This is a genomic window from Moraxella catarrhalis, assembly GCF_001632285.1.
Lineage (GTDB): Bacteria > Pseudomonadota > Gammaproteobacteria > Pseudomonadales > Moraxellaceae > Moraxella > Moraxella catarrhalis.
The window spans coordinates 36018-57214 of the sequence record NZ_LWAH01000013.1; the positions used below are offsets into that span (position 1 = coordinate 36018).

A 21197-nucleotide genomic window follows, 5' to 3' on the forward strand; every position below is an offset into this window, starting at 1 on the left:
GTGATTTTTTAGGCTTATCAAATCCCTAAAAATTTGCTAAAATTTATCTTTTTAACTTTCTTTGATTGTGTGATTGAATCCATCAAAGGCTTGGAGGATTACCTAAATTACCCAAGCCTTTGATACAATCACTTTACTTTTTAGTATTTTTATTGTTTTAGTAAAGGTGCATTATGGCAGGTCATAGTAAATGGGCAAATATCAAACATCGCAAAGCCAAGCAGGATGCTGCAAAGGGTAAAATTTTTACCAAAATTATCCGTGAAATCGTTTCAGCCGCCAAATCAGGTGATCCAGACCCTGCCAATAACCCTCGCCTGCGTGCCGTTCTAGAAAAAGCAAACGCCGCCAACATGACCAAAGATGTCATCAAGCGTGCGATTGAGCGTGGTGCTGGGGGTGGTGATAATGACAATATGGAAGAGATTACCTATGAAGGTTATGGTATTGGTGGCGTAGCGGTCATTGTTGAAACCATGACTGATAATGTCAATCGTACTGTCGGCGAGGTGCGTCACGCCTTTAGTAAAAATGGCGGCAATCTGGGTACTTCAGGTTCGGTTGCGTATTTATTTAGTAAGCGTGGCGAAATCATCTTTCATGATTTAAGCCTAGAAGATAGCATCATGGAGATTGCCTTAGAAGCTGGTGCAGAGGATATCGAAAACGATGGCGAAAGCCTTTTGGTTATCACCTCGCCTGCAGATTTTGGTACTGTTGTTGATGCACTGATTGCTGCTGGATTGACGCCAAATAGCATGGAGGTTACCATGTCGCCCAGTACGACAGCGGACATTGATAATATTGATGATGCTCAAAAAGTTCTTAAAATGATTGACATGCTTGAGGATTTGGACGATGTTCAAGAGGTTTATACCAATGTCAATTTTAGCGAAGCGGTCATGGCAAGCCTTGATGCTTAAATGATGTTAGATTTGGTTACTGCTGCGTGTTTTTAATTGGTCATATGACCAATAATAGGCAGTAACCAAGTCAATGATCCACTTAATACATCTTGATCTTAAGGTTAAATCGTTTTATGAGCCATTAAATTTCTAGTGATAAAAAATTAAAAACAACGGTAGAATAAAGGAATACTCATGCTTACCCCCTATGTCCGTGCCATCTTACAAGCCACTGTTTATGATGTTGCCATTCATACCCCCCTTGAACCTGCCACCAAACTTTCCAAAAAATTTGATAACCACATTCGTCTAAAACGAGAAGATTTACAGCCTGTTTTTAGTTTTAAGTTACGAGGTGCTTATAATAAAATCAGCCAATTATCCGACGCTCAAAAACAAAAAGGCATCATTTGTGCATCAGCAGGTAACCATGCCCAAGGTGTGGCATATTCTGCCAACCGTTTGGGTATTAATAATTTAATTATCATGCCAACCACGACGCCTGATATCAAAGTTCAGGCAGTCAAATCCTTTGGTGGTACGGTGTATTTGCATGGTGATAGCTTCGATGAAGCCAACCGCTTTGCGATGCATAAAGCTGAAACTGACGGCATGACTTATATCGCACCTTATGATGATGAACTGGTAATTGCAGGACAAGGAACAATTGGGCTTGAGCTGACACAGCAGTGGCGTAATATTGATTATGTATTTATTGCTTGTGGTGGTGGCGGTCTGTTGGCGGGCGTAGCAGCTTTTTTAGGAGAAGTTGCACCACATATTAAGGTGGTTGCTGTTGAGCCTGAAGGTGCAGCTTGCCTAAAAGCCGCCCTAGCATCCAATAAGCGTGTCCGCCTACCGCAGGTATCTTTATTTGCTGATGGCGTAGCAGTTGCCCAAATTGGCGAGCTGCCTTATCAAATTGCCAAATTATCAAAATCTGATGGCTCAGGTACTGTGATTGAGCCTGAAATCGTCACTTGTACTAACGATGAAATCTGCGCTGCCATCAAAGATATTTTTGAAGAAAATCGCTCCATTGTTGAGACGGCAGGTGCTTTATCAGTAGCAGGTATGAAAAAATTTATCCAAACGCACAACCTAAGTGGCAAAAACTGCGTTGCCATCATCTCGGGTGCAAACATGAACTTTGACCGCTTGCGTTATATTGCTGAGCGAACCGAAATCGGTGAACAAAAAGAAGCAATTTTTGCGGTACAATTGCCTGAAAAAACTGGTGCATTTTTGGATTTTTGTCGTGTACTACAAGGACGAAATATCACTGAATTTAATTATCGTATGGATGCCACCAACCCCAATACCGCCCATGTTTTTGTTGGTATCGGACTAAAAGAAGGTCAAAAAGAACGCATCTTAATTAGCGATACTTTGGTAAAAAATGGCTATACAGCTTATGACTTAACCGATGATGAGGCGGCCAAAACACACATTCGTTACTTAATTGGGGGCCATGCCAATCTAGAAGATGAGCAATTATTTAGAGTTATTTTTCCTGAACGGCCCGGTGCACTACTCAATTTTTTAGAAAAATTGGGCCAAGATTTCAATATTACCCTATTTCATTATCGAAATCATGGTGCTGCCGAAGGACGAATTTTGGTAGGATTACAGGCCAGTCATAGTAATAGCCGTCAAATTCTAGACGCACTTACTGATATTGGCTACGAATGTCAAGGTTTAACAGAAGATGTGGGTTATCAGCTATTTTTGAAGTGATGGACATTACCACCCTACCCCATTGGTCATTTGGCAACACTCCTCAGATGGCGGATGCGCTATTAAAGCTTGTATTAGATGGCAAAAAAACCGCTACTTGTACGGCTTTAGATTGGCACTTAGCAGAGCCACTACCGCCTGTGGGCAGCCTACAAGTCATCACCGATGGGCAAAATATACCTGCTTGCATTATCCAAAATACTGCGCAGTTTATCATTCGCTTTAACGAAGTGGATGAAGCTCTTGCCAAAAAAGAAGGTGAAGGCGATTTATCCTTGGCGTATTGGCGAGCAGAGCATCAACAATTTTTTGAGCGATTTGATATCTTTGATGATACAATGTGGCTAATTTTTGAAGAATTTACTGTGATTGAGATTTTATGACTTGGGTCGCCAAGCTCATCATTGTAAGCTGTCAGTGAAGCTTATATAGAGCAAACATGACAAGTTGGCGGTATGACAGCTGCAGCATTAACGATCTAAACTCATACGCTCACTGTCCATCAATCCCACCCATCAAGGCAAAGGTTGCACAAACAAGCTTTGCCCAAAAGCTGGATGTATAAAACTTCAAAAAAGTCTATGGCAATGACAAGCTTAAAATATCGCTATAAATTGGTAATACACCCATGACAGAACACGCTTTAACTCGAGTGCGTGCTGATAAATGGCTATGGGCAGCACGATTTTTTCGCACCAGAAGCCTTGCCAAAGAAGCCATCGAAGCAGGCAAGGTACATATGAACGGTGCTAAAATCAAAGTCAGCAAAGAGCTACAAGTCGGCGATACACTCACCATTCGCCAAGGGCATGCGACACGCCTTGAAGAAAAAACAATCATCATCAAAGCCCTATCTGAAAATCGGGGTAATGCTACCCTTGCAGCGACATTGTATGAAGAAACTGATGCAAGCAAAACTCAGCGTGCTTTTATGGCTGAACAAAGAAAACTGCTTAATTTGGCGCATCCAGACAGCCGGCCTGATAAAAAGCAGCGTCGAGAATTAAATAAATTTAAACACCATTGGTAGCTACTATGACCATACCACGATCGATTCTTTTTGTTTGTTTGGGTAATATCTGCCGAAGTCCATCCGCTGAAGCTGTCATGCGTGCCAAACTGACCAATTTTTTGCCTGATGTTTATTTGGATTCAGCAGGTACAGCGGGCTATCACATTGGCAATCCACCCGATCCACGCGCCATCGCCACTGGTGAGTCACTTGGTTTTGAGTTAAGTCAGCTTCGTGCACGCCAAGTTTCTTTGGAAGATTTTTATGAATTTGAGCTCATTTTTGCGATGGATGACACCAATTTATCAGACTTACAAACTCTTAAAACTACTGCCATGATGCATGCTAATGGTCGAGATATGGCAAAGCTTAGCTTATTTGATCCAGAAGGTCGGTCGGTGGCTGACCCTTATTATGGTGATGAGCAAGATTTTGAACAAATGTACACCCATCTTCAGCAAATTGCCAATCGGTATATCACGGTATGGCAGCTTGATCATCAAGCTTTACTGGTATAGATTGACTTATCAAACCTGCTACCGCTATAATGCAACCCATTGCCCATCAATTGACATATTCCATGCTTGACACTTACCAAAATTATGACCTGTCTTCGATGAATACTATGGCACTGTCGTCTGTTGCAGATACAGCGATCGTCATTCATGATGCAGCCGCTTTGCCAACACTTAAGCTAAATAACACTTGGTTTGTGCTATCAGGTGGCAGTAATGTTTTATTGCCAAGCAGACTGCATACCACCGTGCTTTTACCTCGCATGATGGGTAGGCGTGTGCTGTTTGAAGATGACCAAGAAATCATCTTACAGGTGCAAGCAGGTGAAAATTTTCATGATCTGGTAACCGATTGCGTGCATAAAGGCTGGTTTGGACTTGAAAATCTTGCCTTAATTCCAGGGCTTGTCGGTGCTGCACCTGTGCAAAATATTGGTGCTTATGGTGTACAACTTGACGATGTGTTGGTCAGCGTACAGGTTTATGAATGGGCGAGCAAGCAGTTTAAACAGTTGTCTAAACAAGCATGCCAATTTGGCTACCGTCATAGCATTTTTAAAGATGAGCCAAATCGCTACTTCATTTGTGCGGTGACACTGCGATTACATAAAAACCCAACACGCATTCTAAGTAGCTATGGCGATTTGCACACATATGCAAAACAGCTGGCAAATCATCAAGGCAGAACTGCCGTTACCACGACAGATGTGTATCATGCAGTTATTGCCATCCGCCAAAGCAAACTACCCGACCCAAAAGTTTTGGCCAACTGTGGCTCTTTTTTTCAAAATCCAATCATCTCAACAGAACATTATCAAAAACTGTGCGTGGATTATCCTAATTTGCCATGCTATCTTATTACCAAAACTTTGGTTAAAGTACCTGCAGGATGGCTGATTGACCAAGCAGGACTTAAAGGTCAAGGTGTGCCGCCGATATTAACCCACGCCAAACAAGCACTTGTTTTAACCAATCATATGCCGTTTATTGCCACCCAAGAGGATATCAAAGCCACAGCTGATGTTATCATCGCTGCAGTTAAACAAAAATTTAACATCACCTTAGTGCGTGAACCTGCCTGGATTAATGCTGATGGCAGCTACAACTAACAGATCAAAAAAACGCACTTCCACCATGAGATGTGTGGTATTAAAATCCTTAAAATTTATTGCAGTGGGTAGTACTGTGATACTGATTGGCATAGCGAGTGCCTTAACGCCTATATTTGCCAATCTTGGTGTTGGTCTACTTAATCTGTATTCTGCCCTCACCTTAGCTACCGTTCAAGATGATGCCACAAGTATCGTTGTGCTTGGCGGTGGATTAACCAAAAACTCAGCTGGTACAATCAGCCTAAACCACTTTACCCAAAGCCGTGCAAATGCCGCCATTCATCTGCACAAGCTGTATCCTTTGAGCATTATTACCAGTGGTGCCGAATCCCCATGGCTACGCGACTATTTGACTGAGCATATTGGCAGGACAAAGGTGGTGATTATCAACGAAAACGCCAGTATGAATACTTGCGAAAATGCCGTTTTTACTGCCAAATTACTCAGCCATCATGAGCTATCAACGACAGTTTATTTGGTGACAGATCGCTATCATATGGCTCGGGCGCGCCGTCAATTTGCCAAGGCTGGCATCCATACTATACCCGCCCCTGCACCCCTTGCCATTCGCTCCAGCTGGCAAAACCCTAAAGATAATCTGATCCATACACGCCGTACGATCTATGAACTGGTAGCACTGGCACGAGATATTATCACCCCCCAAACAAATTGTCGTACGACCGATGAAATTAGTATCGAGGAGATTGGTACCCCTCGCCGTCAGCCGAAATTATTTTAATAACTTCTTAGTTTCGCCTTTATAGAAAGGTTTGAGCTTCCATGATCGTCCCCCATGGGCAATTGGTGTTTAAATATAACAAAATTATGCCAATTTTTATAAAAAATCCTTGCATTTACAAAAAATTCGTCTATAATACGACGCATTGGAAGCTTGGCAGAGCGGTTGAATGCACCGGTCTTGAAAACCGGCGTGGGTTCATAGCCCACCGAGAGTTCGAATCTCTCAGCTTCCGCCATTTTTTATTAATACACCGCTTATGGAAGCTTGGCAGAGCGGTTGAATGCACCGGTCTTGAAAACCGGCGTGGGTTCATAGCCCACCGAGAGTTCGAATCTCTCAGCTTCCGCCATTATTAAAAAACCGCCTATCTTAGAGATTGGGCGGTTTTTTTGATTTTGAGTATTTTAGCTTATTTAACTTAATGAAACATACAAAAGCTTGCTTGGCATCATTTGCCAATTAATCAAGATTTTTTATAGAAAATTTGCTAAAATCACGGCTTATTTAATCAGAATTTTTTTTATTTTTATAATTTATCCATAGGCAATCGATGAATATTCAAGCAATTTTAAACGATGAAATTAAAAAGGCAATGATCGCAGCTGGTGCAGGCAGCGAGGTTGAGGCTTTAGTGCGTCAATCCAATAAAATACAATTTGGGGATTATCAAGCCAATGGCATCATGGGTGCTGCCAAAAAACTGGGTATGAATCCACGAGAGTTTGCCCAAACGGTGCTTGATCATTTAAGCATTGATGATATCGCCGAAAAACTTGAGATTGCAGGTCCTGGATTTATTAATATTTTCTTAAAAGATGAGTGGATATCTAGACATGCCAATCAAGCCAATATCAGTCGCACTTTGGGCGTAAATGCCGCCCAAAATGATACCGTGGTGGTTGACTACTCTTCCCCAAATGTCGCCAAAGAAATGCATGTCGGTCACCTGCGTTCAACCATCATCGGTGATAGCGTCGTACGCACGCTTGAATTTTTAGGTAATACCGTTATCCGTGCTAACCATGTGGGTGATTGGGGTACGCAGTTTGGCATGCTCATCGCTTATCTTGAAAAGGTACAAAATGACGATGTCAAGGATTTGGATTTATCTGATTTAGAAGCATTTTATCGTGCAGCAAAACACGCCTATGACAGCGATGAAGCGTTTGCCAAAAAGTCTCGTAATTATGTGGTAAAACTCCAAAGCGGTGATGAGTATTGCTTAACAATGTGGCGAAAACTTGTAGATATCACCATGGCACAATGTCAGCACACTTATGACCGCCTAAATGTTACCTTAACGCGTGATGATACCATGGGTGAAAGCCTATATAATCCAATGCTGCCCAGCATTGTTCAAACACTCAAAGACAAAGGTTTGGCGGTCGAAGATGATGGTGCTGTGGTGGTTTTTTTGGATGAATTTACAAATAAAGCAGGCGATCCAATGGGCGTCATCATCCAAAAAAAGGATGGCGGCTATCTTTACACAACCACCGACATCGCTGCAGCAGCTTACCGCTATCATACACTTCATGCTGACCGTGTCATTTTGTTTACCGATGCACGCCAAACCCTACATGCACAGCAAGCATGGCTCATCACACGCAAGGCAGGATTTGTACCTGATGAATTTGTCATGGAGCATTTTACCTTTGGTATGATGCTTGGCAAGGATGGTAAACCTTTTAAAACACGCACAGGTGGCACGGTTAAGCTTGCCGATTTGCTTGATGAAGCAATCGAGCGTGCAACCACCCTAATCGAGCAAAAAAATCCCGATCTTAGTGCTGAAGAAAAGCGTGCTGTCGTTGAAGCGGTTGCCATTGGTGCGGTTAAATATTCCGACCTTTCCAAAAATCGTAACACCGACTATGTGTTTGATTGGGATAATATGCTGTCATTTGAGGGCAATACTGCACCCTATATGCAATATGCCTATACACGCATTCGCTCGATTTTTGCGCGTGCAGGGCTTGATATGGCAGATATTGGCGGTGAGATTGTGATTCATGAAGATAAAGAGCGAGCCTTGGCGGTCAAATTGCTTCAATTTGAAGAAGTGCTATTATTGGTTGCCAAAGACGGTATGCCACATCTATTGTGTCAATACCTATTTGAATTGGCGGGTATTTTCTCAAGTTTTTATGAAGCCTGCCCAATCCTAAGCTCTGATGATAAGACAAAGACCTCTCGCCTACGACTTGCAGCACTGACCGCCAAAACTCTAAAACAAGGCCTGCAATTACTTGGTATTAAGACCGTAGAAAAAATGTAAATCACTTTTTCATCCCCTAATATCTTTAGGGGATGGTTTTAGCATCAGCCATCTTATTGCTCATGACTGGCATGATGGGATTTTTATTAGGCATTAGCATCAACAAGTGGCTATTTTTATGATACAAGCCACGATTTAACCAAATACAAGTTACAAATATAAGCCAAGCTAAGAGCGTACTGGTGGTTTTTACCAATAATTTTCTACGGCAATGTGACCAACGCCACGACGATTCATGCTAAGCCCCTGTGCTTTGAGTGCTTCTTTGGTGTCCTCAACCATTTGTGGATTACCGCACAGCATGACATGCGATTGAGTGTCGAGTGCTACCCCTGCTGTCTTGGCAAGCTCACCATTATTAATTAAGCTTGGAATACGCTCAGATAAGCAGCCAGCGACTTTTTCACGCGTTACGATTGGCACATAATAAAAACGAGCAGGATTATCCACCAACCCCCCAAAGCTTGTTGCCAATGAATGAATTTTGTCTTGATACGCCAATTCACTTTGAGTTCGTGCACTGTATACAAGCACAATGTTATCATAGTGCTCCCAAGCATACAAATCCTGTAGAATGGATAAAAATGGTGCAAGCCCTGTGCCAGTTGCTAATAACCATAATGTTTTTGGCGTTGGTTCTTGGTAGCGTGATAGCGTCAAAAACCCAAACGGTATTGTATTAAGATACAACTGATCACCTGCTTGTAAGTATTGAAGCTGTGATGTAAACTCCCCATCAGCCACCACCACCGAAAAAAACTCAAGTGTCTCATCATACGGAGACGATACTACAGAATACGCACGAAAAATTGGACTTACACTCTCAGATTTAGGCGTATCTTGATGCTTATCTTGATAATAAATCAGCTCATCTGCACATAATCCCAGCCGAACAAATTGCCCCGCCTCAAACCGAAAACCCTTAGGTCTGGTTGTCGTAAAACTAAATAAATTGGGCGACCAAACTGTCTTTGATAGCACCGTCAATGTCACTGCTTTGTCATCACTCATGATGTTCTCTTTGTCATTATCATCTTAATCACCAATGTCATCTTAACAGACATTGGACTTTTATTGTGTATTTTGACTGATAATTTGGCTTTAGTCAAATCATCAGTCACGCATCAAATTCAAAAAATTGCCTTGATTGCCTTTAAAATTATCACTTGAAATATTAATAAATATTCTTATATAATAAATATAAATTAAATTAAATACTATCAATTTTTTCATACAAGTTTTATCACAACCAAAAGGAAAATTATTATGGCTTTTAAAGACATGACAGGACAAAAAGTCCCAAATGCTGTATTTCATACACGCCAAGGTGATCAGTGGGTTGATGTGAACACTGATGAGCTTTTTAGTGGTAAAAAAGTCGTGGTTTTTTCATTACCAGGTGCCTTTACGCCGACTTGTTCATCAACACATTTGCCTCGTTATAATGAATTGGCAGATGAATTTAAAAAACTGGGCATTGATGATATTTTGTGTGTATCGGTGAATGATACCTTTGTGATGAATGCTTGGGCAGACGACCAAGAAAGTGACAAGATCACTTTAATCCCAGATGGTAATGGTGAGTTTACCGAAGGTATGAATCGTTTGGTTAGCAAAGAAGATTTGGGCTTTGGTAAGCGTTCATGGCGTTATTCGATGCTTGTTGATGATGGCGTGATTGTCAAAATCTTTGATGAGCCTGAAAAAGATGGCGATCCGTTTGAGGTTTCTGATGCTGATACCATGATCAAATTTTTAAATCCAGATTGGGAAGATAAGCCGTCTGTAACCATTATTACCAAGCCTGGTTGTGATTTTTGTGCCAAGGCTAAAGAGGCTTTAAAATCTCATGGTGTTGCATATGAAGAAGTTGTACTTGGCCGAGATGCCAGCATGACAAGTGTTCGTGCCATCACTGGTCATGAGACAGTGCCACAAGTCTTTGTTGGTGGCAAACGCATCGGTGGTTCAGAAGAACTTGAAACTTATTTGGCAAGTGATGCTTGTGCCGTTTAATTTTCTGACGATGCGATAAAAAGGGCTTATGATTAAGCTCTTTTTTATTGTCAAGGTTTAACTTGATATGACCAAGATTGGCATAAATGTAAATCAGCACTCATTTGGGTGCTGATTTACTGATAAATCGTAATCTTTATTACAACATCACTGCTCGGGCAGCCATTTGCATCATTGCTTCTGGTAGTACGCCAAAGATAACGATAAGTGCGGTGATAATCATCGCCATGACTCCGCCTGCCTTAACGCCCCAATGTTGATGTGCATCAAACTCAAGATTGACTTTGGGTTTTTGGTACAGATTGACCAAAATACGCAAATAATAATACAAACCGATGGCACTACCCAAAATAATCATACCAGCCGCCAAGAAGTGCATGCCTTGTACAGCCGCAAAGAATATGGTAAATTTGGTAACAAATCCTGCCGTCAGAGGAATACCTGCCAATGATAGTAGCATCACAGTCAGTACCGCCGTTAGAACGGGACGACGCCAAAATAACCCTTGATAAAAACGCAGGTCATCAGCTTCGCCACTGATAGAAGTGCGTCCACGCTCACGATATGGGCTTGACATCAGTGTGATCACCCCAAACGCTCCAATAGATGTCAGTGCATAAACTGCCATATACATACTCACCAAAGGCAAGCTACCTGCACCGATTGATAAAAGTGCTGTCAATGCATAGCCAATATGTGCAATCGAAGAATAAGCAAGCATACGCTTAATGTTATTTTGGCGGATTGCAAGTAAGTTACCCATTAAAATAGACAAAACAATGACAACAATCAAAATCGTCTCAAAAGCTGGCATGGCAGTAAACATACTACCCACAAAGAATCTAAGTGCAAGTGCCATCATTGCCACTTTACTCACACTTGCTAAAAAAGCAGCGATTGGTGCTGGTGCACCTTCATAGACATCTGACACCCATGAATGAAATGGTGCTGCTGATAATTTAAATGCTGCAGCTGCCAACATCATGACCACCCCAGCCACACTTAAGCCTGACAAATTACCAATCAAAAGATTTCTTGCCAAATCTTTGAATAATAAAGTACCTGCATCAGCAAAAATCAACGCCATGCCCATCAGCAAGGTGGCAGAGGCGGTGGCGGACATGATAAGGTATTTTAAACCCGACTCAAGCGATCGAGAACGCAAGAAGGTGTATGCTAACATACCATACATCGGTACAGACAACAGCTCAAGCGACATAAAAAATGCCGCCAAATGCGCTGCACCTGTCATTAGCATTGCCCCTAGCGTAGAGATTAGCATAATCAAATACAGTTCATCTTTATGATCTTGTAATGTCTCAAAATAGCCGTATGCCAATGTACAGCAAGCCAATGCTGTGATCAAAATCACACCCATATTGAAAATTGCAAAACCATCAAAGATAAACAATTCACCAAAAGATACGCCTGCAGGCACTAAGCCTAAGGCTTGGGAAATAACTGCCAGCAACGCCATATTTAGACCCACGACGCTGAGTGTTGCCGCCCAAAAATGAGAACGCTTGACAGCAATGGTAATCATCACGATGAGCGCAGTGAGTGCCACGATCACAGCAGGCAGTATTGATAAAATAGATTCAAAAATCATCGGATTCATGATTATTCCCCCTGCTTGGTTTGGTGATCGTGATGATGGCCATCAGAGCCTTTGTGATGATGTATACCAGCGTCATATCCTTGACCATGCAGCTGATGGTGATGGGCATGCATATAGTCACCCATATTCCCTTCAATCAATCGAATGCCATGCATTGGCTCATCTGCCATGATGACATCATGTGCATAAGCACTGGCAATCCACTGCATTGACCCTTCAGACTTATCCATAACAGGCTGAGGGTACAAGCCAAGCCATACCAAACCGATTGCCAAAGAAAGTAGCAATACCAATTCTCGTTTACCCAAATCTTTTAGCGTACCGTGATTTTGCTTCACCAATTCAAGCGTGGTATTTTGACCAAATAACGCATGATAAATTACCATCAAAGAATACAGTCCTGCCATCACAAGGCTTACTGTGGCAAGTGTGACAAAGATCGGATGTATGGCAAAAGCACCAATCAAAATCAAAATCTCACCAATAAAGTTACCCGTACCAGGTATGCCCAACAATGCCGCACAAAAGAACATCATAAATGGAGCAAGGCGGCGAAACTGTCCCCACATGCCACCCATTACCGTCATATCACGAGTGTGCAAACGCTCATAAATTTGACCTGCCATAATAAACAGTGCTGCACTTGATAGACCATGAGCGAGCATTTGCACCATCAAACCTTGTAACGATACAAGTGTGCCAGCATAAATGGCAAGCACGACAAAACCCATATGCGACACACTGGTATAAGCGAGCAGTCGCTTGATATCGGTTTGGGCAAATGCCAAAAATGCCCCATAAAATACGCCAATCATGCCCAAAGTTATCGCCACTGGGGCAAATTGTGCCGAGGCATTTGGAAATAATGGAATGACAAAACGCAACAAGCCAAATGCCGCCGTCTTAATCAAAATCCCCGCCAAATCTACCGAACCTGCCGTTGGTGCTTGGGCGTGGGCATCAGGCAGCCAACCATGCAAGGGAAATATTGGCAGCTTAACTGCAAAACCAATAAAAAAGCAAAGCATGATGGCATATTCCCAATCACCAAGATTTACCCCTAAGAGATCATGATAATCAAAACTTAAAACACCTGTTTGGCTAAACTGAATAATGACTAATAATAAAATGCCAATTAACATGATCAAGCCTGAGGCTTGTGTATAAATAAAGAACTTGGTTGCTGCGTATTCTTTGCTCTTACCCCCTGTGGCATTATGTCCCCAAAGTGCAATCAAAAAATAAATCGGCAACAGCATCAATTCCCAAAAAAAGAAAAACAAAAACAAATCAATAGCTAAAAATACGCCGATCACGCCGCCTAGTGACCACAGCAGATTAAGATGAAAAAATCCCACACGGCGCTGAATTTCGCCCCATGAGCAGCCCACCGCCATGATACCCAAAAATGCCGTCAACGCAATCATCAGTAAAGACAAGCCATCCATCGCTAAATGAAATTTAATGCCAAAACTTGGAATCCATGGCAGGATAAACTGTGCCGCCCAAGGCAATGTCTCACCGCTGACCGCTGTATCTGTTACCAGTAGCGTATTAAAATTCCCTTGTTGCCAAAGCACTAAGGTCAAAATAAAAGTAATGACCATGCCAATCAGTGCAATCCAGCGTGGCAGGCGATCGCTGATTTTTTCAATTAACCAGCATAAAAAGCCTGCAATCAACGGAATTGCGATCAATGCTGGTAGTATCCAATTTTGTTCTAATGCCATGTTACACCACCATCATCAATGCTAAGATTAAAATAACCGCCAGACCTACACCAAAACTGATGGCATGAGTATGCAAAAGCCCAGTTTGGGTTTTTGTTGTTAATTTATTACCCCATGAAGCACCTATGGCTAAGATATTTATTAGGCGGTCTATTGGGTCAGATTTTAATGCCTTTGTGATGCCCAAAAAGGGTTTAACAAAAATAATGTCATACAACGCATCAAAGCCCAATCCATGGTAACACCAATAAACACATGCTGTGCCAAAGGTAGAATTTGTCCATTTTGTCAAAATTTTGCCTTTATTTATGACATATAAAAAGTAGGCAAACACCAAGCCACAGACAGTAAAGCTAACAGCGATAATTTCAGCGGTGTGCTTGCCGTCTGTTAGAGTACTACCCACACTCATCGGTAAAACATTTGCCAAGGGGGGATGGATTAATGCTCCAATTCCTGTTGACAATAGCAGTAACACCACCAAAGGCAAAGCGTAACTTATGCCCTTTAAAGACTCGCCATGCGTTTTTTGCTCTCCAAAGAACACAAGATAAATCAAACGGAAAGTATAAACAGCCGTCAAAAATGCCCCAAACACGCCTGCCCAAAACAAACCCATGTGTCCTGTGGCATAAGTCTCCCACAAAATCGCTTCTTTGGAATAAAAGCCAACCGTTACAAAAGGCAAGGCAACCAACGCCCCACCACCTACCACAAATGACCAAAACACAAGGGGAATTTTATGACGCAGACCACCCATTTTAAAAATGTTTTGCTCGTGGTGTGTTGAGACAATCACCGCCCCAGATGCCAAGAATAATAACGCCTTAAAAAATGCGTGCGTCATCAAATGAAAAATTGCCACTTGCCACGCCCCAACGCCCAAAGCGATGAACATATATCCAAGCTGACTCATGGTAGAGTAAGCAAGCACACGCTTAATGTCGGTTTGTGCCAACGCACAAAAACTTGCCACCAGCATGGACAATGCACCAACACCGCCCACCCAATACAGGAGCATCTGGGGGGTCAGCACAAATAAAGGGTGCATGCGGGCAATCAAATACACCCCTGCGGTTACCATGGTGGCTGCATGGATAAGAGCGGAAACAGGCGTAGGGCCTGCCATCGCATCTGCAAGCCAGGTATGCAGTGGAATTTGTGCTGATTTACCAAACGCGCCGCCGATAAGCATTGCCACGATGAGTAGTAGCATGGGGTCATTAACAGCAAACATGGCATCTGCTTTGGCATTGATGGCGGTCATATCAAGCGTACCAAATACAACAAACAGTAAAAACAGCCCAATCGCCAAAAACACATCACCCACACGGGTTACGGTAAATGCCTTTATCGCCGCCCGCCCATTGGCTCGGTTTTGATAATAAAAGCCAATTAACAAATATGAGCAAATGCCCACACCCTCCCAGCCCAAATACATGAGCAAAAGGTTATCAGCAAGCACAAGCATGAGCATGCTTGCCACAAATAAATTCAGATAACTAAAAAAACGGGCAAATCCTGCCTCACCTTTCATATACCAACTGGCAAACAGATGAATCAAAAAGCCCACGCCTGTAATCACGCCCATCATGGTAACAGACAATCCATCAAGATACAGCCCAAATTTGGGAGTAAAATCGCCCACCGACAGCCATGTCCAAAGTGGCACAGACATCGCCTGTTGCCCTTTTGTCAAAAACCCAAAAATACTGACAAAGGCACACACAGCCGACAGCCCCATCGCCCCCACCCCAATGATGGTAGCAGGTTTTTCGCCAATTCTGCCTTGCCCCATGGTCAATATCAAAAATCCAATTAAAGGGAAAATAAAGGTCAATGCTAACAAATTCATACCACCCTACCCCTTTAATTCACTGGCGTGATTGACATCAAGACTTCTAAAACGATGATAAAATTGCAAAAGCATGGCAAGCCCAATCGCCGCCTCTGCTGCTGCCAGCGTCAAAATAAACACAAACATAACCTGCCCATCTGCCTTGCCCCACATGTTACCCCCCACTACAAAGGCAAGGGCAGCTGAGTTCATCATAATCTCCAAACTCATGAGCATGAACAACACATTGCGTCTTGCCATGACGCCAGCCAGTCCAATAACAAACAAAATGGCCGCCAAAATCAGCCCATGATGAGCAGGCACGCCCATATCAGATGCCAATTTGGCGACTTCATGGGCAAAGGGGGTATTTAGAGTATCTACATTATAATTTTGCATCGGCTCTCTCCTGTTGCTCTTTGTCTTGATTTGCCCATGTATTAGAGACGATATCAGGGCATGTTTGGCTGTGGCTGATGTTTTCATCATCAAGTGCTTTTTTACCCAAATGATATGCCGCAACCAATGCACCCAAAAGCAAAAATGCCGCCACCTCCACAAGCAACACATACCCTGTAAATAAGCGTATACCCACATCTTTGGCAGAGATGGTATCGCTTTGTAGCTGTATGGATTGGTCTGTACCATAGCCAATAAAACCAATCAGCACCGCCCCAACAATCATCATCAGACACACAGGCATCGCCCACGCATTGGCGGTAAGCCATGTTTTTTCTTCTGTGGTATCTGTGCCTAGATTTAGCATCATGATGACAAACACAAATAACACCAAAATCGCCCCAGCATAGACAATGATTTCAAGAATGCCTGCAAATGGAGCACCTAAGATAAAGAAAATACCCGCCACAGCTAATAATGATACAATCATGGATAAAATGGCATGCACAGCATTGGCGTGCGTTACCACCCTTAGGCTTGCCCAAATTGCCACCAGCGATAAGACATAAAAACCCACCACACTGCCATTTGCCAAAAACGCCTTTAACACATCAATCATGGCAACAAACTCCGCACATTAACAGGCTCTGCTTCACGCTCGTGCGACCCTTTGGGTTTATCGTCCGTTGCCATGCCTGTTACTCTATAATAGTTGTATTCTGGGTATTTACCCACACCACTGATGAGCAAATGTTCTTTTTCATACACCAGATTTTGGCGGTCATATTCACCAAGCTCAAAATCAGGGGTGAGCTGAATGGCGGTGGTTGGGCATGCCTCTTCACACATGCCACAAAACACACAGCGACTAAAATTGATGCGAAAAAACTCAGGATACCAACGCCCATCTTCTCGCTCTGCCTTTTGTAGGCTAATACAACCCACAGGGCAAGCCACCGCACACAAGTTACACGCCACACAGCGTTCATCACCATCAGGGTCTCGGGTCAGCACAATGCGACCACGAAAACGGGGCGGTACAGGCACGGGCTGTTCAGGGTATAAAATCGTGTCTCTGGGTCTTAGGGCGTGGCTGTTGACCATCCACATGGAGCGTACAATGGTAAACATGCCCACCGCCGTATTTTTTAAAGTTGCAAACATTTAATTCACCATCAAAATCACAAAAGCAGTCGCCAAAAGGTTTAGCAGTGTTATGGGCAAGCACACTTTCCAGCCAAAATTCATCACCTGATCGTATCTGGGACGCATAAGCGAACCACGAATTAGCACAAATAAAGTCATAAAAAACAAAGTCTTAATCAAAAACCAAAACACAGGTGGCACAAAGGGCAAATCCAGATTAAATGGGGCAAGCCAACCCCCAAAAAATAAACAGGTCATGAGTGCTGAGATGACAACCACATTGACGTATTCACCGATAAAAAACATGCCAAATTTCATGCCAGAGTATTCCACATGATAGCCCTCTGCCAGCTCTTGTTCCGCTTCTGGCTGGTCAAAAGGATGGCGGTGGGTAACTGCCACCCCTGCCACACAAAAGGTTAAAAACCCCAAAAATTGTGGAATGACATTCCAAACATCTGCCTGAGCTAAGACAATCTCACGCAGGTTAAATGACCCTGTCATCGCCACCACGCCCATGAGCGATAAGCCCAAAAAGACCTCATAGCTTATCGTCTGAGCCGCTGAACGCAGACCGCCAAGCAAAGCAAATTTATTGGCAGAAGCCCATCCGCCAAACATCACCGCATACACCGCCAAACCTGCCATGGCAAAGAAAAATAAAATGCCAATGTTCCAATCCGCTGCCCCCAATGTGGGCGATAAGGGAATGATGGCAAAAGATGCCAAAGCACCAAACATGGCAATGGCAGGAGCTAGGGTAAATAGGCGTTTGTCGGCAAAGTTGGGTGTCCAATCTTCTTTAAAAAAGATTTTGAGCATGTCCGCCACCAGTTGTAGCGAGCCTTGCCAGCCAACACGATTTGGGCCATAACGGTCTTGCCATAACGCCAACATACGCCGTTCATACACAATCATCAAGGCCGCTGTCATGACAAGCCCCAAAAAAATAATCAGCGTTTGGACAGTCATAAAAACAAACGACCACCACTCAAACGACCAAGCACCAAGCCATGATGGCACATCAGGAATCACACGAATACTCATTTATGCCCCCACTTTATTCATCGCAAACGGTGCGTTATTAAACCCTGCCTTTGGTGTAAAGATATTCTCACGCTTGATACTTGCCAATCTCTGCATGCTCTTTTGATGGTCAGGCACATAGACAGGCGTGTCCTTATCTGCTTTTTTGACAGTCGTTGGTATACCGACCATAAGCGGTACAGCACCATCAGGATAACCAATACAGCCGTCTGCCAAATAATCCACCACCTCCACAGGCAAGGTAATCTCTGCCCCATGCTGGCTTAGGGTTAATTTATCGCCCACCTTAACCATCCAACGCTCTGCATCATCATGGTTTATCATCCACATGGCAGGTTTGATTTGGCTTGCTACCACAGGGCTACGGCTTATCATGCGTGAGCTTGTAAATAGGTTATGTACAGGCACAACCACCGCACGACCATAAAAAATGCTTGTAGCAACATTCACATGATCAATATCAACACGCCCAAACACCATTTGCGTCTTTGGCAGTGTTTCAAACAGACGAATGCCCACATCGCCACCTTTTAATCGCCCACCGACTTTATTTTGGTATTTGTTCCATGCTTGTGGGGAGTTCCAGCCTGCTGACCACGCAAAAGGGATAAGGCTTGGATTGGTTTTATCGCCCACATAACCCTCCATTGAAAAAGTCAAACCACTGTCTAAGTCCTTAGGTTGCATGGGTTCGTGAATAGAAATAGGTGAGCGTAACACCGTCCGCCCCGAATAACGGCGTGGCTCACGGGCAACTTTTAGCCCTGTAATGCGATAATCTGACTCTGGGGCAGCATCTTTGATTTGAGCAAGGTGTGGATACTCTACAACCAGCTCATCAATGACATCATCAAGATGGCGCCAGATGGGTTCACCCATCTTGTTTGTCATGGCATTGTCAAGTGCATGTAGCCAACGCCAACTGTCTTTTAGCTCGCTGGTTGGTTCATAATATTTTTTATCATAGCTTGCAAAAAACCGCCCTGCTCGCCCCTCAGCAGAGACAAGCGTGCCATCACTTTCAGCAAATGATGCACTTGATAACACAAAATCAGCTTTATCATGCCATTCATAAGACTGATGGTCTAGTACGATGAGTGTTTTTTGTGTTAATTTGTCAAATTGGTTTGGGGTCAGATTTGACAAATCATGTTCTAACACGACCGCCGCCTCAAATGCTTGTGCCAAAACCTCCTCCATCGCCTGCCCACCCAATAAATTCACACCCACGCTATTGGCCTCCGGCATGGCAACATACACGCCTGTTTTATCAGCATACAGAGTATTTATCTTTAATAGACGAGATGACAGCTCTTTTTCAAAGTCGTTTGGGTCTCGCTCTGTGGTGTGCGTGCCGTCCGTTTTGGCATCCTTGTCAGGGTCAATGAACTGACGGGCGACCTCATCACGGATTTTGGCGTTTTGCACTTCTATAAATTCACGCTCCACATGGGCGATTTTGGCGCGCTTGGCGGTCAAGGTTTGGGCAATGTAACCTGCGGCCTGAACGATTACTTTTGATGTCAAACTGGTGCCTGTAACAACAAGTGGGCGATTTGCCATAATCAAATCATAAGCGATATGATGTGCCAAAAATTGCATCGCCATCTCATCATCAATCACCAAATCCGTCTGTTTTTCTTTGGCAAAAATGGCGTTCTCACTTTTTCCAATCTCATCTAGCGTATCAGCATAAGCCTTGATGACATCGCCCACCATAAAGCCCAATTTGGCAATGTCATCTGGCGTGGCAACAGCGGACACTTTGGCAATGTCGGATAGCTTAGTATCTGCCACACACGCCACATAAATCGGACTGTACGCACTTTGTCCGATACGCTTGACAGGTTCAGCAAGCCAATGCTCAGTTTTTAGGGCACTTGCCATTTGGCGGGCTTTATTCTTAGCCGCTTGGCGTACTGACAAGGCAACACGGCTTGCCGTTTGGGTAATGTCCTCACCCAAAATAAACACGCCATCTGCCGTCTCAATCTGTGCCAATGATGCCTGATGCACCGCTTCATGGCGTAATAATGCCACACCCAAATCCACCACATCTTTGACGGCCGCTCGCTCGCCTGTGCTAAAATTGTTTGCTCCAACCAGTCTTTTTAGGGCAAAATTACTCTCCAAACTGGCTCTGGCTGACCCTATGCCAATCACATTTTTACCTTTTAGCAAGTCCGCCACACCATCCACAGCAAGGTCTGCACTGGTTTTGACAAATTGTCCATTCACCTTTTTAAGGGGATGGGTAGGTCTATCCGCTCGGTTAACATAGCCATAACCAAAACGCCCACGGTCGCATAAAAAGTAGCCATTGACATCGTGATTATAGCGGTTTTCAATACGCCGAAGCTCGCCATAACGCTCACCTGCTGAAATGTTACAGCCTGCCGAACAGCCATGGCAAATGCTTGGGGCATATTGCATGTCCCATTTACGATTGTAACGCTCAGAATGGGTTTTATCCGTAAACACCCCTGTGGGACACACTTCGGTTAAATTACCGCTAAACTCACTGTCAAACTGCCCATCTTCTGGGCGACCAAAATAAACACGGTTATTAGACGCATACACGCCCAAATCATCACCACCTGCATAATCTTGATAAAATCGCACACAGCGATAGCAGGCGATACAGCGGTTCATCTCATGAGCGATAAAAGGCCCAAGCTCTTGATTGTGGTGAGTGCGTTTGGTAAAGCGGTAACGGCGACGATGATGACCTGACATATAAGTCATGTCTTGCAAATGACAATGACCACCCTCTTCACAAGTGGGGCAGTCATGGGGGTGATTGGTCATCAAGTATTCCACAATGCTTTTGCGAAATGCCTTGGCTTCATCATCATCAACAGAGATGTACATGTCATCGCTGGGGGCAACCATACAGCTCATCACCAACCGCCCTTTGCCTGCTTGATAATCCTCGGCGTTATTATACTGTTTGACGGCACACTGACGACAAGAACCGACCGAACCTAAGGCAGGGTGATAACAAAAATAAGGTACATCAATGCCAAGCGACAGGCAGGCTGAGAGCAGATTATCCGAGCCGTCCACATCATAAGTTTTGCCATCTATATGAATGACTGCCATG

At 43.6% G+C, this 21197-nt stretch carries 18 protein-coding genes and 2 tRNA genes; 11 read left to right on the top strand and 9 right to left on the bottom strand.

Annotation, left to right across the window (positions count from 1 at the left end; all coding sequences use genetic code 11):
* Positions 1-173 precede the first annotated feature (173 nt).
* The 10 genes from A4U55_RS03335 (at position 174) to argS (ending at position 8301) form a co-directional block, all read left to right on the top strand.
* A complete protein-coding gene (locus A4U55_RS03335; RefSeq protein ID WP_003656512.1) occupies positions 174-923 on the top strand; it encodes a YebC/PmpR family DNA-binding transcriptional regulator in 750 nt (249 codons plus the stop codon).
* Positions 924-1100: 177 nt separating this feature from the next.
* Complete coding sequence (ilvA, locus tag A4U55_RS03340) at positions 1101-2642, top strand: threonine ammonia-lyase, biosynthetic (protein ID WP_003673041.1); 1542 nt, start codon at positions 1101-1103, stop codon at positions 2640-2642.
* Entirely contained in the window at positions 2642-3025 is a 384-nt protein-coding gene (locus A4U55_RS03345) for an ASCH domain-containing protein (RefSeq protein ID WP_042510277.1), read from the top strand. The genes ilvA and A4U55_RS03345 overlap by 1 nt, the downstream gene beginning before the upstream one ends.
* Before the next feature lie 245 nt (positions 3026-3270).
* Positions 3271-3672 carry an RNA-binding S4 domain-containing protein gene (locus A4U55_RS03350; protein ID WP_063454005.1) on the top strand — a complete coding sequence of 134 codons (402 nt, stop codon included), beginning with the start codon at positions 3271-3273 and terminating at the stop codon, positions 3670-3672.
* A gap of 5 nt (positions 3673-3677) precedes the next feature.
* Positions 3678-4172: a low molecular weight protein-tyrosine-phosphatase gene (locus tag A4U55_RS03355; protein ID WP_063454006.1), complete on the top strand. Its 495-nt coding sequence runs from the start codon at positions 3678-3680 to the stop codon at positions 4170-4172.
* Positions 4173-4201: 29 nt separating this feature from the next.
* Positions 4202-5278, top strand: a complete 1077-nt coding sequence (gene murB / locus A4U55_RS03360; RefSeq protein ID WP_063454007.1) for a UDP-N-acetylmuramate dehydrogenase — start codon at positions 4202-4204, stop codon at positions 5276-5278.
* Positions 5262-6020 carry a YdcF family protein gene (locus A4U55_RS03365; protein WP_063454008.1) on the top strand — a complete coding sequence of 253 codons (759 nt, stop codon included), beginning with the start codon at positions 5262-5264 and terminating at the stop codon, positions 6018-6020. Before murB ends, A4U55_RS03365 begins: the two co-directional genes overlap by 17 nt.
* Before the next feature lie 147 nt (positions 6021-6167).
* Positions 6168-6258, top strand: a tRNA-Ser gene (locus A4U55_RS03370).
* Between the two features lie 23 nt (positions 6259-6281).
* Positions 6282-6372 (top strand) — tRNA-Ser (locus A4U55_RS03375).
* Positions 6373-6573: 201 nt separating this feature from the next.
* Positions 6574-8301 (top strand): arginine--tRNA ligase, encoded by a 1728-nt coding sequence (gene argS, locus A4U55_RS03380; RefSeq protein WP_049149664.1) that lies wholly within the window; start codon positions 6574-6576, stop codon positions 8299-8301.
* A gap of 189 nt (positions 8302-8490) precedes the next feature.
* Here the strand turns inward: argS and A4U55_RS03385 are convergent, their stop codons facing one another.
* The gene (locus A4U55_RS03385; protein WP_003664830.1) at positions 8491-9312 is read right to left on the bottom strand and encodes a ferredoxin--NADP reductase; all 822 of its coding nucleotides are present in this window, start codon (positions 9310-9312) and stop codon (positions 8491-8493) included.
* A 255-nt stretch (positions 9313-9567) separates the two neighbouring features.
* On the opposite strand from A4U55_RS03385, the gene A4U55_RS03390 reads away from it, so the two are divergent.
* Positions 9568-10317, top strand: coding sequence for a glutathione peroxidase (locus A4U55_RS03390; protein ID WP_063454009.1), 750 nt, complete (start codon positions 9568-9570; stop codon positions 10315-10317).
* A gap of 139 nt (positions 10318-10456) precedes the next feature.
* Here A4U55_RS03390 and A4U55_RS03395 read toward each other — a convergent pair whose 3' ends face one another.
* From A4U55_RS03395 to nuoG, 8 genes are read right to left on the bottom strand one after another with little or no spacing between them, the layout of a single operon-like run.
* Positions 10457-11935 carry an NADH-quinone oxidoreductase subunit N gene (locus A4U55_RS03395; protein ID WP_003668638.1) on the bottom strand — a complete coding sequence of 493 codons (1479 nt, stop codon included), beginning with the start codon at positions 11933-11935 and terminating at the stop codon, positions 10457-10459.
* A gap of 2 nt (positions 11936-11937) precedes the next feature.
* Positions 11938-13665, bottom strand: a complete 1728-nt coding sequence (nuoM, locus tag A4U55_RS03400; protein WP_003673038.1) for an NADH-quinone oxidoreductase subunit M — start codon at positions 13663-13665, stop codon at positions 11938-11940.
* A 1-nt stretch (position 13666) separates the two neighbouring features.
* Positions 13667-15520, bottom strand: coding sequence for an NADH-quinone oxidoreductase subunit L (gene nuoL / locus A4U55_RS03405; RefSeq protein ID WP_063454010.1), 1854 nt, complete (start codon positions 15518-15520; stop codon positions 13667-13669).
* Positions 15521-15526: 6 nt separating this feature from the next.
* Positions 15527-15832, bottom strand: a complete 306-nt coding sequence (gene nuoK / locus A4U55_RS03410; protein WP_036331908.1) for an NADH-quinone oxidoreductase subunit NuoK — start codon at positions 15830-15832, stop codon at positions 15527-15529.
* 55 nt (positions 15833-15887) lie between these two features.
* A complete protein-coding gene (gene nuoJ / locus A4U55_RS03415; RefSeq protein WP_003671581.1) occupies positions 15888-16520 on the bottom strand; it encodes an NADH-quinone oxidoreductase subunit J in 633 nt (210 codons plus the stop codon).
* Entirely contained in the window at positions 16517-17065 is a 549-nt protein-coding gene (gene nuoI / locus A4U55_RS03420) for an NADH-quinone oxidoreductase subunit NuoI (RefSeq protein ID WP_003659463.1), read from the bottom strand. Before nuoI ends, nuoJ begins: the two co-directional genes overlap by 4 nt.
* A complete protein-coding gene (gene nuoH, locus A4U55_RS03425) occupies positions 17066-18094 on the bottom strand; it encodes an NADH-quinone oxidoreductase subunit NuoH (RefSeq protein WP_003656531.1) in 1029 nt (342 codons plus the stop codon).
* Complete coding sequence (gene nuoG, locus A4U55_RS03430; protein WP_063454011.1) at positions 18095-21196, bottom strand: NADH-quinone oxidoreductase subunit NuoG; 3102 nt, start codon at positions 21194-21196, stop codon at positions 18095-18097. It lies immediately after the preceding gene.
* Position 21197 lies beyond the last annotated feature (1 nt).

Coding starts and splice junctions, on each gene's coding strand:
- nuoH (WP_003656531.1), bottom strand. CDS start 18,094: ATGAGTATTCGTGTGATTCCTGATGTGCCATCATGGCTTGGTGCTTGG.
- A4U55_RS03365 (WP_063454008.1), top strand. CDS start 5,262: ATGGCAGCTACAACTAACAGATCAAAAAAACGCACTTCCACCATGAGA.
- ilvA (WP_003673041.1), top strand. CDS start 1,101: ATGCTTACCCCCTATGTCCGTGCCATCTTACAAGCCACTGTTTATGAT.
- A4U55_RS03395 (WP_003668638.1), bottom strand. CDS start 11,935: ATGAATCCGATGATTTTTGAATCTATTTTATCAATACTGCCTGCTGTG.
- argS (WP_049149664.1), top strand. CDS start 6,574: ATGAATATTCAAGCAATTTTAAACGATGAAATTAAAAAGGCAATGATC.
- nuoJ (WP_003671581.1), bottom strand. CDS start 16,520: ATGATTGATGTGTTAAAGGCGTTTTTGGCAAATGGCAGTGTGGTGGGT.
- nuoI (WP_003659463.1), bottom strand. CDS start 17,065: ATGTTTGCAACTTTAAAAAATACGGCGGTGGGCATGTTTACCATTGTA.
- nuoM (WP_003673038.1), bottom strand. CDS start 13,665: ATGGCATTAGAACAAAATTGGATACTACCAGCATTGATCGCAATTCCG.
- A4U55_RS03345 (WP_042510277.1), top strand. CDS start 2,642: ATGGACATTACCACCCTACCCCATTGGTCATTTGGCAACACTCCTCAG.
- nuoG (WP_063454011.1), bottom strand. CDS start 21,196: ATGGCAGTCATTCATATAGATGGCAAAACTTATGATGTGGACGGCTCG.
- A4U55_RS03355 (WP_063454006.1), top strand. CDS start 3,678: ATGACCATACCACGATCGATTCTTTTTGTTTGTTTGGGTAATATCTGC.
- A4U55_RS03385 (WP_003664830.1), bottom strand. CDS start 9,312: ATGAGTGATGACAAAGCAGTGACATTGACGGTGCTATCAAAGACAGTT.
- A4U55_RS03335 (WP_003656512.1), top strand. CDS start 174: ATGGCAGGTCATAGTAAATGGGCAAATATCAAACATCGCAAAGCCAAG.
- A4U55_RS03390 (WP_063454009.1), top strand. CDS start 9,568: ATGGCTTTTAAAGACATGACAGGACAAAAAGTCCCAAATGCTGTATTT.
- nuoL (WP_063454010.1), bottom strand. CDS start 15,520: ATGAATTTGTTAGCATTGACCTTTATTTTCCCTTTAATTGGATTTTTG.
- nuoK (WP_036331908.1), bottom strand. CDS start 15,832: ATGGGCGTGCCTGCTCATCATGGGCTGATTTTGGCGGCCATTTTGTTT.
- murB (WP_063454007.1), top strand. CDS start 4,202: ATGCAACCCATTGCCCATCAATTGACATATTCCATGCTTGACACTTAC.
- A4U55_RS03350 (WP_063454005.1), top strand. CDS start 3,271: ATGACAGAACACGCTTTAACTCGAGTGCGTGCTGATAAATGGCTATGG.